Consider the following 17,067-nt stretch of genomic DNA (forward strand, 5'->3'; position numbering starts at 1 on the left):
GCAGGGAAAATTTACCCTGCTCCTTTCAATTATATTCTTTATAAAAACAAAAAGTTAATACAGTAATACATTTTAAATTGATAAACTTTTATCTTTTTTTTGAAAATAGTCAAAAAAATAACTTGCTTTTAATAATGAGAATGATTATCATTCAATTGTACTTTATTAGAGCGTCGAAAGACTTCTAAAAAAGTATGACATTGCTCACATTGCTTCCAATGTTTGCCAGCCTAGTAAAACTAAGCTGGCTTTTTTATTGTTTACTATATATCTATTAGTAATTATCTTAGATTAACTGATGGATTATTGATATCAAATAAAACTAATAATGCAGCGTTACCCCCAAACTCTTTTGGTGCTTGATGGAAACAAATTACATGTGGATGTTGGGCTAACCACATTGGCGTTTGTTTTTTTAATATGTTTTTTCCATGTCCATACATAATACAAGCACAATTGGCATTTTCACGTAAACAAGCAGCAATAAGTGCAGCGATTTCTTTTTTTGCCTCTTGCTGAGTTAATCCATGTAGATCTAAAAAAAACTCGGGTAAATAAAATCCTCGTCGCAATTTTTTTAATTCATTAGTATCCGCATTTTCACGAATGTAACGAATAGGATCTTCTTGTAATAGTGGTTGGTAATCATCAGAAAAGTAAAATTCATTATTTACTTTTTCATGTTGAAGCTTTTGATTATCAATTAGCTTTTGGGATCGTTTTACTGGTTTATGAATAACGGTATCTTGTTTAAGTTGTTTGGCATTCCCAATACTACTTTTAAACAAGTTGATATCTTCATCTTCTAATTTAAATTTATTTGGCATTGATTTTTACTCTGGATAAACTTTTTCTTTATATTCACACAAATCTTCAATAACGCAAGATCCGCAGCGTGGCTTCCTAGCTATACAGGTATATCGACCATGTAATATTAACCAATGATGACAATTTATTTTATACTCATCTGGAACCACTTTAAGTAGTTTTTCTTCGACAGCTTCAACCGTTTTACCTGGTGCAAATCCTGTTCGGTTACTTACTCTAAAGATATGCGTATCGACAGCAATAGTTGGCCAACCAAACGCGGTATTTAAAACAACATTAGCTGTTTTTCTACCTACGCCAGGAAGAGCTATTAATGAAGCAAAATTTTCAGGCACTTCACCTTGGTATTTATCAACCAAAATCTGACAAGTTTTGATGATATTTTCAGCTTTACTATTATATAAACCGATGGTTCGGATATAATCTTTTAATTTATCGACGCCTAACGCCAGAATTTGCTCTGCGGTATTTGCGATAGCAAATAATGGTTTAGTCGCTTTATTCACACTAACATCGGTGGCTTGAGCGGATAGTACAACAGCTATAAGTAACTCGAATGGTGTTTTATATACCAATTCAGTTGTAGGATCTTTAATATGCTCTTTTAATCTTTCTAAAATTTCAATTCGAGTTGATTGTTTCACAATATTTTATAAATAAAAAAGTTAATCAATATTATATACATTATATGATATTTTACCTTAGGATATATTGAGTTTTTATATAGGTTGAAACTATTAACTATGTATCTATTTAAAAAATTGAAGATATTTTTATTTTGTGGATTGAATTGTAATACTAGCTTTTATAGTTAAGATAGATATAGCAAAATCGCCAGCTTTTTAGCAGGGGCTTTTTATGATAAGCTAGCCAACTATTTTTTAATTTCATCGATCAAGGTTTATTATAAAAATGTCATTACCAATGATTGTCACCTTTGCTGTTTACATATTAGGAATGATTGCGATTGGTTTCTTTGCATTTCGTGCAACACGAAACTTTGGTGATTATATATTAGGTGGACGTCGCATAGGCAGTGTCGTTACTGCACTTTCTGCTGGTGCTTCTGATATGAGTGGTTGGTTATTAATGGGATTACCGGGTGCAGTGTTCTTATTTGGTATCTCGCAAAGCTGGATAGCTATAGGATTAATAATTGGCGCTTATCTAAATTGGTTGCTGATTGCCGGTAGATTAAGAGTTTTCACTGAGATAAATCATAATTCATTAACTTTACCTGACTATTTTGCTCGTCGATTTGATGACAATAGTTCACTATTAAGAATTATTTCAGCAGTAATAATTTTAATCTTTTTTACCATTTATTGTGCTTCAGGTGTAGTTGCTGGCGCTAAATTATTTGAAAGTACATTTGGGCTTAGTTATGGCTGGGCAATGCTAGCAGGTGCTGGAGCGACAATTGCTTATACTTTTATTGGTGGTTTTTTAGCGGTAAGTTGGACCGATACAATTCAAGCAAGTTTAATGATGTTTGCTCTAATCTTAACACCAATTATGGTAATGATTAATGCTGGTGGTTTCACTGATGCAATGGCTAACATTCAATCATTAAATCCTGATTATACAAATATCTTTGCTCATATGGATTTGATTGCCATTATTTCATTGTTAGGTTGGGGACTTGGTTATTTTGGTCAACCACATATTTTAGCTAGATTTATGGCTGCTGATTCTCATGAAGTAATGAAAAATGCTCGTCGAATTAGTATGACATGGATGATTTTATGTTTAGCTGGCGCAATTACAGTTGGTTTCTTTGGTATTGCTTTCTTTGCCAATAATCCTAACTTAGCTTATCTAATTGATAATGGGAAACATGAACGTATTTTTATCGAATTATCTAAATTACTATTTAACCCATGGGTTGCTGGTATTTTGCTAGCAGCTATTCTAGCCGCAGTAATGAGCACCTTAAGTTGTCAATTATTGGTTTGTTCAAGTGCATTGACAGAAGATTTTTATCGCGCTTTTATTCGACCAAAGGCTAAGCAGCGAGAATTAGTTTGGGTTGGCCGTGTAATGGTGTTATTAGTTTCTGTTATTGCTATTTTATTAGCGATCAATCCTAATAACAGTGTGCTTGATTTAGTTAGCCATGCTTGGGCTGGTTTTGGTGCAGCGTTCGGTCCGATTGTTGTATTCTCGGTGTTTTGGGCTCGAATGACCCGCAATGGTGCATTAGCAGGTATGATAACTGGTGCAATTACGGTCTTGCTTTGGATTAATTTTAATTGGCTTAATTTATATTCACTAATTCCTGGCTTTTTATTTGCGTCAATAGCAATCATTATTTTTAGCTTATTAGATAAAAAACCGAACGAAATAGTTGAAGACCATTTCAAACAAGCGTATAAAAAATACCACAATAAAACAGTATAGAATTTAATTAAAGTAGAATATAAACGTAACAAATTTAATAGGTAAAATATCATGACAAAAAATGTGATCAAACAACTGCAAGAGCGTGGACTGATTGCTCAACTTACTGATGAAAAAGCGTTAATGGAACTGATTGAGCAAAATCCTATTGCACTATATTGTGGTTTTGATCCAACCGCTGATAGTTTGCATCTTGGTCATTTAGTTCCATTGCTTTGTTTGAAACGTTTTCAATTGGCTGGTCATAAGCCAATAGCTTTAGTTGGAGGTGCGACAGGATTAATTGGCGATCCAAGTTTTAAAGCTGTTGAACGTAAACTCAATACTGAAGATACGGTAATTGAATGGAGTGAAAAGATTAAACAACAAGTATCGCCATTTTTAGATTTTGAATGTGGTGATAACGCCGCTATTGTTGCCAACAACTATGATTGGTTTGGTGGCATGAATGTTTTATCTTTTTTACGAGATATTGGTAAATATTTTTCTGTTAATGCAATGATTAACAAAGAATCCGTTAAACAACGTATTGACCGTGATGAATCAGGTATTTCTTTTACTGAATTTTCTTATAGTTTGTTACAGTCTTATGACTTTGCAAGTCTTAATAAAGCACATAATGTTGTGTTACAAATTGGTGGTTCTGATCAATGGGGTAATATTACTGCTGGTATCGATTTAACCCGTCGTTTACACCAGAAACAAGTATATGGTTTAACTGTACCATTAATTACTAAATCTGATGGAACTAAATTTGGTAAAACTGAAAGTGGTGCTGTATGGCTAGATCCGAAAAAAACCAGTCCATATAAATTTTATCAATTTTGGATTAATACTGCTGATGCTGATGTTTATCGATTCCTTAAATTCTTTACTTTCATGTCATTGGAAGAAATTGATGCTTTGGAAGAAGAGGATAAAAATAGTGGCGTTGCACCTAGAGCTCAGTATGTCCTTGCCGAACAAGTGACTCGATTAGTTCATGGTGAAGAAGGACTAACAGCGGCAAAACGTATTACTGAAAGTTTATTTTCTGGTAAATTAACCGATTTATCTGAAGCTGATTTTGAACAATTAGCTCAAGATGGCATGCCAACAGCCAGCATTGAAGGTGATGTAGATCTACAACAAGCCATTGTTAATGCTGAATTTGCGCCATCAAGAGGTCAAGCAAGAACAATGATTGATTCCAATGCTATTTCCGTTAATGGTGAACGTAACTCAACAACAGATTATCGTTTTTCTGATAGTGATAAGTTATTTAATCGTTACACATTACTGCGTCGAGGTAAAAAATACTATTGCTTGCTTATTTGGAGATGATTTCATGAAAAATATTTTATCGATTCAGTCGCATGTTGTCTTCGGTCATGCAGGTAATAGTGCTGCTGTATTCCCAATGCGTCGTTTAGGTGTGAATGTTTGGCCATTAAATACGGTACAATTTTCAAACCATACCCAATATCGGCAATGGACTGGAACGGTAATGCCTGCATCTCATTTAACCGATATCGCTGATGGAATTAATGCTATTGGCGAATTACAACGATGTAATGCCGTATTAAGTGGCTATATGGGGTCACCAGAACAAGGTAATGCAATTATTGAAATTGTGAAAAAAGTAAAAGCTGAGAATCCTGAAGCAATTTATCTTTGTGATCCTGTAATGGGGCATCCCGAAAAAGGATGCTTTGTCGCTCCTGGTGTAGCAGAATTTTTATGTAATACAGCTTTACCCATATCAGACATGATGGCACCGAATATTTTAGAATTAGAAGAACTTAACGGTAAACAGCCGATTAATAATGTCAGTCAAGCAATCTCAGCATGCCGTTCAATTTGTGAAAAAGGGCCTAAAGCAATTTTAGTTAAACATTTAAGTCGAGCGGGCTATCAACAAGATCGTTTTGAAATGTTGTTAGTAACAGAAAATGAAGCTTGGCATATTGATCGGCCGTTAGTTGATTTTGGTGTCAAACAACCAGTTGGTGTTGGCGATATGACTAGTGGGCTGTTTTTAGCAAATATTATGCTTGGTAAATCCATGGTTGAAGCATTTGAGCATACTACATCGGCGGTTTATGCGGTTATGCTTGAAACATTAAGACAAAATGAATATGAATTGCAATTAGTAGCTGCACAAAATGAAATAGAAACCCCTAAACTGTGGTTTAATGCAAAAAGAATTGATTAATTGCGAAAATATGTAAAAATAACAAAAAATTGCGGATAGTAAGACAATGAGGGGATTAATGGAAGACAATATTTCATTGGGTAAGATTCTTTCCGATTTAAGAAGTAATATGGGTTTATCGCAAAAAGATATTGCTGAACAAATTCATGTTAGAACGGCGGTTATTTCTGAAATTGAAAATGATCAGTTACTTCATGCCCCTTTTGTTTTTGTTAAAGGTTATATTCGTTCATATGCCAATATTGTTGGCTTATCAGCAGATGAATATCAACCTCATCTCGAAATTTTAGCTAAACAATATTTAGTAAAAGAAACTAAAAAACCTAAACCGATATATAGTAAAACAAAACGTAGTAAGAAACCGTTCTTTTTTGGCTTGTTTGCTTTAGTTTGTGCATTAGGTGTTGGCTTATACTATGTCAATTCACAAAATAAAAGTAACTTTATTGAAGTTAGTCATTATATTTCTCCACAGCCTTCAGATCGCGTTAACAGTTAGCAAATTTTCTTATTCACATACAGACATTTGCCTTAAATCTTGTTAAGATTGCGTCCTAGTTATTTTGTAATATGATTAGGCATCTTATGAGTCATCAAGAGTCACCAATTATTAGGCGAGAATCAACCCGAATTTACGTTGGTAATGTGCCAATAGGCGGTGGTGCGCCGATTGCTGTGCAATCGATGACGAATACTCGAACGACCGATGTAGAAAAGACAGTAGCTCAAATTCAAGCTCTTGAGCGTGTAGGAGTTGATATTGTTCGAGTTTCTATTCCAACTATGGATGCTGCAGAGGCGTTTAAAATAATTAAGCAACAAGTAAAAGTTCCACTTATTGCCGATATTCACTTTGATTATCGCATTGCTTTAAAGGTTGCTGAATATGGTGTGAATTGTTTACGGATTAATCCCGGTAATATTGGTAATGAATCACGGATTCGCTCGGTTGTTGATTGTGCTAAGGATAAAAATATCCCGATCCGAATTGGTGTAAACTCTGGTTCGCTGGAAAAAGATATTCAGGAAAAATATGGCGAGCCGACACCTGAAGCGATAGTCGAATCTGCTATGCGACATGTAGATATACTTGATAGGCTAGGTTTTGACCAATTTAAGGTAAGTGTAAAAGCTTCAGACGTTTTTACTGCTGTTGATTCATACCGATTATTGGCAAAACAAATTAAGCAACCTTTGCATCTAGGAATAACCGAAGCTGGTGGAGTGCGTAGTGGTGCGGTAAAATCAGCGATTGGGCTTGGCTTATTATTATCGGAAGGGATTGGTGATACATTAAGAGTTTCCCTTGCAGCTGATCCAACGGAAGAAGTTAAAGTTGGATTTGATATTTTAAAATCGCTACGTATTCGAGCTAGAGGTATTAATTTTATTGCTTGCCCAACCTGTTCAAGGCAAGAGTTTGATGTAATTAGTACTGTTAATACATTAGAACAGCGACTAGAAGATATAATAACACCAATGGATGTATCGATTATTGGTTGTGTTGTGAATGGTCCGGGCGAAGCTTTAGCCTCTACAATGGGTGTTGCTGGCGGTCACAACAAAAGTGGTTTTTATGAAGATGGTGTGCGCATAGGGCGTATTGATAATGAACAAATGATAGATGAGTTGGAAGCTAAAATTCGTGCTAAGGCATCAATTTTAAAAAATAGAATTGCAACAACTGAACTATAACTTTATTAGATAGCGAATAAACAAATGGCAGAGAAAAAAATCCAATCAATACGGGGAATGAATGATTTACTCCCGAATGATAGTGCAACATGGCAACAAATTGAAAAAATTGTTAAAGGTGTACTAAATAGTTATGGTTATAATGAAATTAGAACACCGATCGTTGAAGATACAGCACTATTTAAACGTGCAGTTGGTGAAGTTACCGATATTGTTGAAAAAGAGATGTATACTTTTAATGACCGTAATGATGAAAGTATTACTCTCCGCCCTGAAATTACAGCTGGTTGTGTACGAGCTGGTATTGAACATGGTCTATTTTATAACCAAGAACAACGACTATGGTATTTAGGGCCTGCATTTCGTTATGAAAAACCGCAAAAAGGGCGTTATCGTCAATTTCATCAATTTGGTGTTGAAGTCTTTGGCCTTGAAGGACCTAATATTGATGCCGAGCTTATCTTATTAACAGCACGTTTTTGGAAAGCACTTGGTATTGAAGAGCATACAACACTTGAACTTAATTCTATTGGTTCAGTTGAAGCAAGAGCAAATTACCGTAATGCTTTAGTCAGTTTTCTTGAGCAACATAAAGATAAATTAGATGAAGACTGTTTACGTAGAATGTATACTAACCCATTACGGGTGTTAGATTCAAAAAATCCTGTTATTCAAGAATTACTTAATCAAGCACCAAAATTATTTGATTATTTAGATGAAGAATCTAAACTTCATTTTGATGGTTTGTGTCAATTATTAGATAGTGCAGGAATAAAATATAATATTAACCAAAGATTGGTGCGTGGTTTAGATTATTATAACCGTACCGTTTTTGAGTGGGTAACGAATAGTTTAGGGGCTCAAGGTACAGTTTGTGGCGGTGGACGCTATGATGGTCTAGTTAGCCAACTTGGAGGACAACCCACACCAGCAGTTGGTTTTGCCATGGGGGTTGAACGTTTGGTATTATTAGTACAAGCAGTTAATCCTTCATTAAATCGAGATAGTTCAATTGATATTTATATGATATCTTCGGGGGATGAAAAAACGATAGCTGCAGCTCAAAAAATGGCAGAAGTACTCCGTGATGGGTTAACTGATAAGCGAATTGTGACTAATTACGGTAGTAGTAATTTTAAAAAACAATTTGCCAAAGCGGACAAATTAGGTGCTAAAATAGCTGTAATTATTGGCGAAAACGAAATTACTAATCAATCAGTTACAATTAAAAATTTACAAACAGGCGAACAAGTTGAAGTTGCAGAAAAAGAGATTGTTCAAACTTGTTTAGCAATATTGTAAATTAAGGAAAATAGGAGAAAAACGTGAGTCATCAATTGTCTGGCGAAGAACAAGTTTCAGAGATAAAAGAATTTCTTGCTAAAACGTGGAAAATCATTGTTGCGGTTATTGTAATTGGATTACTAGCTTTTTATGGCTGGCGTTATTGGCAATCTTATAAATTAGAAAAAGTGATAGAATCTTCCGATCATTATGAACAATTAATTGCTAAATTAGATAATAATAATCCTGATTCAGTTAATGAATTAGTCTCTTTTGCTAAAGATAATAATACTATTTATAGTGTTTTTGCTAATTTTAGAGCAGCAAAATTTTATGTAGAACAATTAAAAGATTATGCTGGAGCAGAAAAATTACTTACAGATACGTTAAGTAAAACTGATTCAGATATCATTAAATCAATAAGTTATATTCGTATTGCAAAAATACAATATCAACTAGAACATTATCAAGAAAGTTTGGCGACTTTAACTAAAGTAACCGAAAAAAGTTGGGCGCCGGTAGTTAATGATATTCGTGGCGATATATTGGTGAAAATGAACAATTACAATGAGGCTGTGGAGGCTTATAATGTTGCATTAAGTTCATCACCTACTCAAGCCTTAGAGCAAAATATCAAAATGAAGTTAAATCAAGCTCAATATCTTAAAGATAAACAACAAGCTGAACAAGCTAAACAAGAAGAAGCTGCCGCTAAGGAAAAAGCTAAGCAAGAAGCTGAAGCCCAAAAAAACGCAGCTAAAGAAAATGAAGATTAATTTATCCTGATATAAGGATCTATACGATGAAGTTATCAAAATGTCTGTTTATGAGTGTTTTTATGTTTTCACTTGCGGGGTGTTCATTGTTTGGTGGAGAAGAAGAAATTGTCCAAATTTCACCTTCACCAAAAGTGGATAACCAATTTCCAATCCAAGAAATATGGCGAAATAGCACAGCAGGCAATACACATGTTTATTCATTATTAGGGCCAATTAATTACGATAATGCTATTTATGTTGCTAGCCGTAGTGGGCAAGTTAAAGCGATTGATTTATCAACTGGTCATACTATATGGGACAAAAATTTATCACAAAGTACATTATTCAGCAGTAAAACAGCGTTATTTTCTGGCGGTGTAAGTGCTGATGATAGATATGTTTATGTCGGTAGTGAACGTGCGGTTGTTTACGCATTAGATCGTAATGATGGTAATGTAATTTGGGAAAAACCGGTTAAAGGTGAAGTACTGGCTCGCCCAGTATCTTCTGATGATAAACTAATAATTCATACCGCTAGCGGTAATTTACAAGCTTTGAATCGTAACACAGGTGAAGATGTATGGGATGTTGTTCTTGAAGTACCAACACTTTCATTAAGAGGTAATTCAACACCAACTATTGCTCATGGCGCCGCTATACTTGGTGATGATACAGGTCACGTGAATGCTTACTATCTTAATGATGGACAACTTATTTGGCAGCAACGCATATCTCAACCAAGTGGATCGACTGAAATTGACAAATTAAATGATGTTGATTCAACCCCAGTTATTGAAGGTAATTTGGCATATGCAATTGGCTATAATGGTAATGTTGTCGCACTTGATTTAAGTAATGGGCAAATTGTATGGCGTAAAGAAATGGGATCTACCCATAGCTTTGCCGTTGATTCACATCAGTTATTTATCGTGGATCAAGATGACAATGTTCAAGCAGTAAGCAAAAATGGTGGTGCAGTGAATTGGACTCAGGCAGGTTTGTTACATCGTCAATTAACCGATCCGGTTATTTATCAAAATTATATTATTGTTGGTGATTTTGAGGGTTATCTTTATTGGTTAAATCAAGATAATGGAGAAGTAGTTGCTAAAACACAAGTAAGTAGCAGTGGATTGATTTCGAAGCCATTAGTTGTAGATAATAAAATTATTGTCCAAGCTAAAAATGGTGATATTTACGCATTCACAAAAAATTAAGGTAATTAGAGAATAAATATGGTACCTGTTGTCGCACTAGTTGGTCGTCCGAATGTAGGAAAATCGACTCTATTTAATCGATTAACTCGAACTCGAGACGCCTTAGTGGCGGATTTCCCTGGATTAACGCGAGATCGTAAGTATGGCCGAGCCGAAATCAAAGGGCACGAATATATAGTCATTGATACAGGTGGTATTGATGGCACTGAAGATGGGGTTGAAAGCTTTATGGCAGAACAATCCTTACAAGCAATTGAAGAAGCGGATATCGTACTATTTCTTGTAGATGCAAGGGCCGGTGCGATGCCAGCTGATCATGCAATTGCTAAACATCTTCGATCTCGCCAAAAAGCAACGTTTTTAGTTGCTAATAAAATTGATGGTATTGATGCCGATAGCGCAATCTCTGATTTTTATAGTTTAGGATTAGGTGACATTCATCCGATTGCCGCGAGTCATGGTCGTGGAGTGAATGTATTAATCGAAACGGTGCTCGATCCTATTTTTCATTTTGCCAATGATCAAAATGAAGTCTTGTCAGAGGATGCGCTAGATGATGTTCTTCCTGAATCTTATGATGATATTGAAGATGAAGCCGAGTCGCTCATCAACCAACCAATCAAAGTTGCTATTGTTGGTAGACCAAATGTTGGTAAGTCAACACTAACTAATCGAATTTTAGGCGAAGAAAGGGTTGTGGTTTATGATATGCCCGGTACAACACGTGACAGTATTTATATACCAATGACACGCGATGATCGTGAATATATTATGATCGATACTGCTGGTGTTCGTAAACGAGGTAAGGTAACCGAAACCGTTGAGAAATTCTCGGTTATTAAAACGTTACAAGCAATTGAAGATGCTAACGTCGTAATTTTGGTCATTGATGCGCGAGAAGGTATTTCTGATCAAGATTTGTCTTTGCTTGGCTTTATTATTAATAGTGGGCGCTCACTGGTTATTGCTGTTAATAAGTGGGATGGATTATCACAAGATATTAAAGAACAAGTGAAAACTACGTTAGATGATCGACTTGATTTTATCGATTTTGCTCGTCTACACTTTATCTCTGCGCTTCATGGTAGTGGTGTAGGTAACTTATTTGATTCAATTCAAGAAGCATATGATTGTGCTACACGTCGTGTTAATACTGCATTATTAACTAAAATAATGCAAATGGCACAAGATGACCATCAACCACCATTGGTCAGAGGACGTCGTGTTAAATTAAAATATGCCCATGCCGGCGGTTATAATCCTCCCATTGTGGTTATTCATGGTAATCAAGTTGAAGATTTACCTGATTCTTATAAACGTTATTTAATGAACTATTTTAGACGTTCCTTAAAAATTATGGGATCGCCAATACGAATTCAATTCAAAGAAGGCGCCAATCCATTCGAAGGTCGAAAAAATAGTTTGACTGCTTCGCAACAACGTAAACGTCGTCGTTTAATGAAACATGTACGAGGTCGTAAATAACTTATGACAGAAACAAAGATGATAGATGGTGGGCAAGAAGGTATTTGTCCTAAGTGTCATAATAGAATGAGTATTGTTTCGCCACAACATTATGATTGTCCTCATTGCCAACAGCATTATCAAGAACAGTATATTTGCCCAATTTGCCGACAAAATGCGCAAATGGTTAAAGGCTGTGGCGCTATTAACTATATTTGTCACACTGATGGCTTAATTTCCAGCAGTAAAGTGATATTTCATTATTTACCAGAATAGAAAATTGTATCTATATTTAAAGCCATAAGAGGTTATTTTATGCGAATTATTTTATTAGGCGCACCAGGAGCAGGAAAAGGAACTCAAGCACAATTTATTATGCAACAATATGGAATTCCGCAAATTTCAACTGGCGATATGTTGCGTGCAGCAGTAAAAGCAGAAAGTCCATTAGGTTTACAAGCAAAAGAGCTAATGGATAATGGTAAGCTTGTTACTGATGAGTTAGTTATTGCATTAGTTAAAGAGCGTATCGCGCAAAGCGATTGTAAAAATGGCTTTTTATTAGATGGTTTTCCTCGTACTGTGCCGCAAGCAGATGCAATGAAAGAAGCGGGTATCGATGTTGATTTCGTACTTGAATTTGATGTGCCTGATGAAGTGATTATTGACCGTATGAGTGGTCGTCGTATTCATGCAAGCTCAGGACGTGTCTACCATGTTCGTCATAATCCACCAAAAGTTGAAAATATTGATGATGTAACTGGCGAACCTTTAACTATTCGTAAAGATGATAGTGAAGAAATCGTCCGTAAACGTCTTGTTGAATATCATGATTTGACTAAACCATTAGTCAAATATTATCAACATGAAGCCAAAGAAGGTCGAACTCAATATTTCCGTATTGATGGGACACAAGCTGTTTCCGCTGTGACCAATGAATTGACTAAAATTTTAGGCTAATTCAAAAAAAGAGGGATAAAACTATCCCTCTTTTAATAATTATCTTATTTTTCGTAAAATAAAGATTATAAAACCATTCTTACGATATCGATTTCACCTAATTCTTTGTATAGATTTTCTACCTGATCAATATGGGTTGCATTAATGGTAATGGATACTGAATGATAATTACCTTTACTACTTGGTTTGATCGACGGCGTATAATCCCCTGGTGCATGACGTTGAATCACGGATACAACTTTATCAACTAATTCTGGTTTTGCTTCACCCATTACTTTATAAGTGAAAGAACAAGGGAAATCTAATAATTCATTTAATTTTGTTTGTTGCATAATAGTCTTTTTCTCGTTTTATCAATACAGCTATTAAAGATATTGCATATATATAGTCAGTTTATTATTCTTCAAGTTCAGAATAATAAACATTACTTTTTAAAGCCTATAATTTGATCTATGATAGTCAAATTCTAACATAGCTTAGTAAAACCTACCTTACTATTATTTTAAAAGGCTAAAATAACATGTTATCCCAATCAGCTAACAAAGAACCTTTTGGTACATTACTTGGCTATGCACCGGGTGGTGTTGCTATTTACTCTTCTGATTATGAAACATTAAATCCTGAACAATACCCTAATGATGCATCATTTAGAAGTTATTCAGGTCATGAGTATATGGGCTATAAGTGGCAATGTGTCGAATTTGCTAGAAGATTTTTATTTCTAAATTATGGGATTGTCTTTACTGATGTTGGTATGGCTCATGAAATATTTTCATTACGATTTCTTCGTCAAGTGATCAATGAAGCCATTTTACCATTGCAAGCATTTGCTAATGGTAGCAAAAAAATGCCAGAAGCGGGAGCATTGTTAATATGGGATGACGGCGGTATGTTTGATAGAACTGGTCATGTAGCGATTATTACTGAAGTTTTTGATAATAAAATTAGAATTGCCGAACAAAATGTTGTCCATACTCGGCTTCCTATTGGTCAACAATGGACTCGAGAATTAAAAATGACGGTATCCAATGATGGCTATTATTTACACGACACTTTTGATGATACCAATATTTTAGGCTGGATGATTCAAACTGAGAATACTCTTCATAGTTTACCACAACCGAATGTTGCTAAGCATTTACTCGATATCCATAGTGTTCATATCGAAAATCATGGTCAATTTGATAAAAAATGGTTAAACGAGAGTGACCCATTAGAAAGTGCCTATGTGTCAGCAACTGGACATGCCATAAGCCATGATGATCAGTATCGTTATTTTACTATTTCGGAAAGCGCTGAACAGGAGCTTATTCGTGCAACAAACGAACTTCATTTGATGTATTTGCATGCTACCGATAAAGTTTTAAAAGATGATAATTTATTGTGTAATTTCAATATTCCCGAAATACTTTGGCCTCGGCTTAGATTATCATGGCAACAACGCCGTTATCAGATGATAACCGGCCGACTAGATTTCTGTATGGATGAAAGAGGCTTTAAAGTTTATGAATATAATGCTGATTCAGCTTCATGCCATACCGAAGCTGGACAAATTTTACAAAATTGGGCAATACAAGCCGAATTAAATGCTGGAGTAAATCCTAGTGCTGGTCTACTTAATGCATTAGCTAACTGTTGGAAACATAGTGATGCAAAAGCATTTGTACATATCATGCAAGATAATGATAGCGAAGAAAATTATCATGCATTATTTATGCAAAAAGCGCTGACTCAAGCTGGATTTGAAAGCAAGATTTTACGTGGACTCTCAGGTCTCAGTTGGGATAAACGAGGTCGATTAGTAGATGATGAGCAACGTCAGGTCACCTGCGTATGGAAAACTTGGGCATGGGAAACTGTACTTGAACAACTTCGTCAAGAGAGCGAAGCCCAAGTGGCTGGATTACCAATTAGAACTTGGCATCCAGAAAATTCGGTAAGATTAATAGATGTGTTACTTCGACCTGAGGTGTCTGTTTTTGAGCCTTTATGGACAGTCATCCCAAGTAACAAAGCTATTTTACCTGTATTATGGTCGCTATTTCCAAACCATCGTTATCTGCTGGAATCTACATTTGAACTCAATGACAACTTAATAAAAAAAGGTTATGCCATTAAGCCGATTGCTGGGCGCAGGGGGAGTGATATCGAGTTAGTTGGTCGTCATGAGCAAGTATTGGATAAAACGGTTGGCCGATTTGCTAAACAAGAAAACATTTATCAAGAACTATGGTGTTTACCTAAAGTTGATGATCGTTATTTACAAATTTGTACCTTTACCGTTGGTGGTCATTATGGTGGAGCTTGTTTACGTTCAGATCCTTCTTTAGTTATAAGGGGGGAAAGTGATATGCAGCCTTTACGAGTCTTAACTGATGAGGAATTTATTAAACAATTTTACAAAAAAAGTTGAGGAAAGGGGTTTTTAAACATCAATTTGCCAATGACAGATGGTGAGTTTTGTTGTTTAATTAAACAGAGCTAATTAAGATATTTTCATTTTATTAAAAATAACTAAAATATCTTATCTATTTGATTGACAATGACAATAACTTAACTTTTTTGATAGAATTGATTTATTACAAATAATAATTATTAAAAATATAATCAAAATAAAGGAATATCAGGATATATGGCAAATACATTATTGCGCAGTGGCGATATTAAAGACTTTAAAATGCTCGGACATGACGGCAAAGCAGCTTATCTTGTCGCTTCGCAAATCCGTGAAATGTTCCGAGTTAAATTAGGCCGCCAATACTCTGATTGTTTAGCTATTCCCCAACGTAATGATCAGGGCAATATTGTTGATTGGTACATTCCCTTCGACTCAGAACAACCTGATGGTCAATATGATATTATCCCGTGGACTTCAGCTAGTGAAGATGAACAAAAGTCTGCACTAGTTTTACTGAAAGAATTCGAAAGTAAAGTCATTGAGTTAGGCCAAAAATTAGCAAATAATCCTAATCTAGAAGGCGACCAATTACTTTTTAGTCGATTGATTTACGATCCAAAACAGAGCTCAGATAGTCTTGAACCTAATTTAATGGCATTACGTTTTCCTAGTAATCAGTTTGTCTATATTGTCAATGGTAAACCGGTTATCACTTTTTGGGGATTTGTTAACCCTCAGACGCCACAAGCAACTTCACCTTTTTACTGTTTAGAAGCATTTCGAAAAGCTGCTCCAAAAGTTGCAACCACAGCTCCAATACAAGATGTTATTGTTAAAAAACCTTGGTGGAAGCGCTGGTGGATATGGTTGTTAGGATTATTACCCTTGTTATTATTACTATTATTAGCAATATTTTGGTTAAAAGGTTGTAGCTGGAAGCCAAGTGTATCTATCGATCCTAAAATATCATTAGATAGTAAAGTTGATATTCCGGTTCCAACAGTGGCAAATGATAAAGAGGACAAGCAAGAGAAAAAAGATCCTGAGCCAGAAATCAAAGAGGTTAATGATAAACCTGTTACTGTGGTTAATGGTATAGTACCAAATGGAAAAGTTGCAGTAGATCCTAATGTACAGCCAATTAATGGTATTGCTACAGATCCAGCTGTAGTTGATAATTCGGCAGCAACCGCATCAGATCAAGGAATAGCCAATAATATAAATTCAGATGGTGCTACAGATCAACCACAATCTACGACTTCACCTGATGATAAAGGAAATAATGGCGAACAAGGTGAACAGGGAAATCAGGCTGATAAAGGTGATAAAGGCAGTAATGCTAATCCATCTGATGATAAAAAAGATAATCAAGATGGGCAAAATAAAGATGATAAAAATGGACAAGTGCCACCAACACCTGATTTAGATAATAAACCAGCTATAACGAATAGTAATTCTGATCAAGGCAATCAAGCTAATGCAAATGCTAATCAAGTAAATAATTTATCTTTGCCTGCTGACGCGTTAAAACAGGGATCAACAAACTTTTTAAATGGTCAATGGTCAGTTGGTGCTGGTATTCAAGATAAAGCAACAGGTAAACCATTACAATTAAGTTATAATTTTAATCAAGGTAATGGCGAAGTTACGGTTACTCGTAGTGATGGCGTTAAATGTGTTGGTAAAGTTGGCACAGGTATCCAAAATGCTAATTTAAATATTACTGGTAATACCGAAGCCATTTGCAGTGATAATACTAAATATCAATTACCAAAAATTCAGTGTAAATCAGGCAAAAACAATCAAGCTGATTGTCAGGGAATTTATGATAACGGGACTTCGTTCCCAATTACGATGAAAAAACAATAG

16 protein-coding genes are annotated in these 17,067 nt (G+C 35.2%); 13 read left to right on the top strand and 3 right to left on the bottom strand.

Features of this window, described 5'->3' with window-relative positions; genetic code table 11:
- Nucleotides 1-281: 281 nt before the first annotated feature.
- Both smrB and nth read right to left on the bottom strand, forming a co-directional pair.
- Nucleotides 282-827 (bottom strand): endonuclease SmrB, encoded by a 546-nt coding sequence (smrB, locus tag B6C84_RS00920; protein ID WP_086353772.1) that lies wholly within the window; start codon nucleotides 825-827, stop codon nucleotides 282-284.
- A 6-nt stretch (nucleotides 828-833) separates the two neighbouring features.
- Nucleotides 834-1,472, bottom strand: coding sequence for an endonuclease III (nth, locus tag B6C84_RS00925; protein WP_086353773.1), 639 nt, complete (start codon nucleotides 1,470-1,472; stop codon nucleotides 834-836).
- Between the two features lie 268 nt (nucleotides 1,473-1,740).
- Here nth and putP point away from each other — a divergent pair, with 268 nt between their 5' ends.
- The 11 genes from putP (at nucleotide 1,741) to adk (ending at nucleotide 12,800) form a co-directional block, all read left to right on the top strand.
- Nucleotides 1,741-3,228, top strand: coding sequence for a sodium/proline symporter PutP (putP, locus tag B6C84_RS00930; RefSeq protein WP_174564986.1), 1,488 nt, complete (start codon nucleotides 1,741-1,743; stop codon nucleotides 3,226-3,228).
- A 51-nt stretch (nucleotides 3,229-3,279) separates the two neighbouring features.
- Nucleotides 3,280-4,551 (top strand): tyrosine--tRNA ligase, encoded by a 1,272-nt coding sequence (gene tyrS, locus B6C84_RS00935; RefSeq protein WP_199283287.1) that lies wholly within the window; start codon nucleotides 3,280-3,282, stop codon nucleotides 4,549-4,551.
- Nucleotides 4,552-4,555: 4 nt separating this feature from the next.
- Nucleotides 4,556-5,422: a pyridoxal kinase PdxY gene (gene pdxY, locus B6C84_RS00940; RefSeq protein ID WP_086321203.1), complete on the top strand. Its 867-nt coding sequence runs from the start codon at nucleotides 4,556-4,558 to the stop codon at nucleotides 5,420-5,422.
- A 58-nt stretch (nucleotides 5,423-5,480) separates the two neighbouring features.
- The gene (locus B6C84_RS00945; protein WP_165754941.1) at nucleotides 5,481-5,921 is read left to right on the top strand and encodes a helix-turn-helix domain-containing protein; all 441 of its coding nucleotides are present in this window, start codon (nucleotides 5,481-5,483) and stop codon (nucleotides 5,919-5,921) included.
- An 86-nt stretch (nucleotides 5,922-6,007) separates the two neighbouring features.
- Nucleotides 6,008-7,117, top strand: coding sequence for a flavodoxin-dependent (E)-4-hydroxy-3-methylbut-2-enyl-diphosphate synthase (ispG, locus tag B6C84_RS00950; protein ID WP_065577854.1), 1,110 nt, complete (start codon nucleotides 6,008-6,010; stop codon nucleotides 7,115-7,117).
- Between the two features lie 24 nt (nucleotides 7,118-7,141).
- Nucleotides 7,142-8,419, top strand: a complete 1,278-nt coding sequence (gene hisS / locus B6C84_RS00955) for a histidine--tRNA ligase (RefSeq protein ID WP_086321205.1) — start codon at nucleotides 7,142-7,144, stop codon at nucleotides 8,417-8,419.
- Between the two features lie 23 nt (nucleotides 8,420-8,442).
- On the top strand, nucleotides 8,443-9,177 hold the full coding sequence (locus B6C84_RS00960) for a YfgM family protein (RefSeq protein WP_065577852.1): 735 nt from the start codon (nucleotides 8,443-8,445) through the stop codon (nucleotides 9,175-9,177).
- A 26-nt stretch (nucleotides 9,178-9,203) separates the two neighbouring features.
- The gene (gene bamB, locus B6C84_RS00965; protein ID WP_086321206.1) at nucleotides 9,204-10,376 is read left to right on the top strand and encodes an outer membrane protein assembly factor BamB; all 1,173 of its coding nucleotides are present in this window, start codon (nucleotides 9,204-9,206) and stop codon (nucleotides 10,374-10,376) included.
- An 18-nt stretch (nucleotides 10,377-10,394) separates the two neighbouring features.
- Nucleotides 10,395-11,861 carry a ribosome biogenesis GTPase Der gene (gene der, locus B6C84_RS00970; protein ID WP_086321207.1) on the top strand — a complete coding sequence of 489 codons (1,467 nt, stop codon included), beginning with the start codon at nucleotides 10,395-10,397 and terminating at the stop codon, nucleotides 11,859-11,861.
- A 3-nt stretch (nucleotides 11,862-11,864) separates the two neighbouring features.
- Complete coding sequence (locus tag B6C84_RS00975) at nucleotides 11,865-12,116, top strand: YfgJ family double zinc ribbon protein (protein WP_081300053.1); 252 nt, start codon at nucleotides 11,865-11,867, stop codon at nucleotides 12,114-12,116.
- 39 nt (nucleotides 12,117-12,155) lie between these two features.
- Nucleotides 12,156-12,800, top strand: coding sequence for an adenylate kinase (adk, locus tag B6C84_RS00980; RefSeq protein WP_065577849.1), 645 nt, complete (start codon nucleotides 12,156-12,158; stop codon nucleotides 12,798-12,800).
- A gap of 65 nt (nucleotides 12,801-12,865) precedes the next feature.
- Here adk and ybeD read toward each other — a convergent pair whose 3' ends face one another.
- The gene (gene ybeD / locus B6C84_RS00985) at nucleotides 12,866-13,132 is read right to left on the bottom strand and encodes a DUF493 family protein YbeD (RefSeq protein WP_065577848.1); all 267 of its coding nucleotides are present in this window, start codon (nucleotides 13,130-13,132) and stop codon (nucleotides 12,866-12,868) included.
- A 188-nt stretch (nucleotides 13,133-13,320) separates the two neighbouring features.
- On the opposite strand from ybeD, the gene gss reads away from it, so the two are divergent.
- Nucleotides 13,321-15,213, top strand: coding sequence for a bifunctional glutathionylspermidine amidase/synthase (gene gss / locus B6C84_RS00990; RefSeq protein ID WP_065614687.1), 1,893 nt, complete (start codon nucleotides 13,321-13,323; stop codon nucleotides 15,211-15,213).
- Between the two features lie 219 nt (nucleotides 15,214-15,432).
- Nucleotides 15,433-17,067 carry an SrfA family protein gene (locus B6C84_RS00995; RefSeq protein ID WP_086321208.1) on the top strand — a complete coding sequence of 545 codons (1,635 nt, stop codon included), beginning with the start codon at nucleotides 15,433-15,435 and terminating at the stop codon, nucleotides 17,065-17,067.

Origin of the sequence: Gilliamella apis (assembly GCF_002142155.1) — a bacterium.
GTDB classification, from domain to species: Bacteria; Pseudomonadota; Gammaproteobacteria; order Enterobacterales; family Orbaceae; genus Gilliamella; species Gilliamella apis.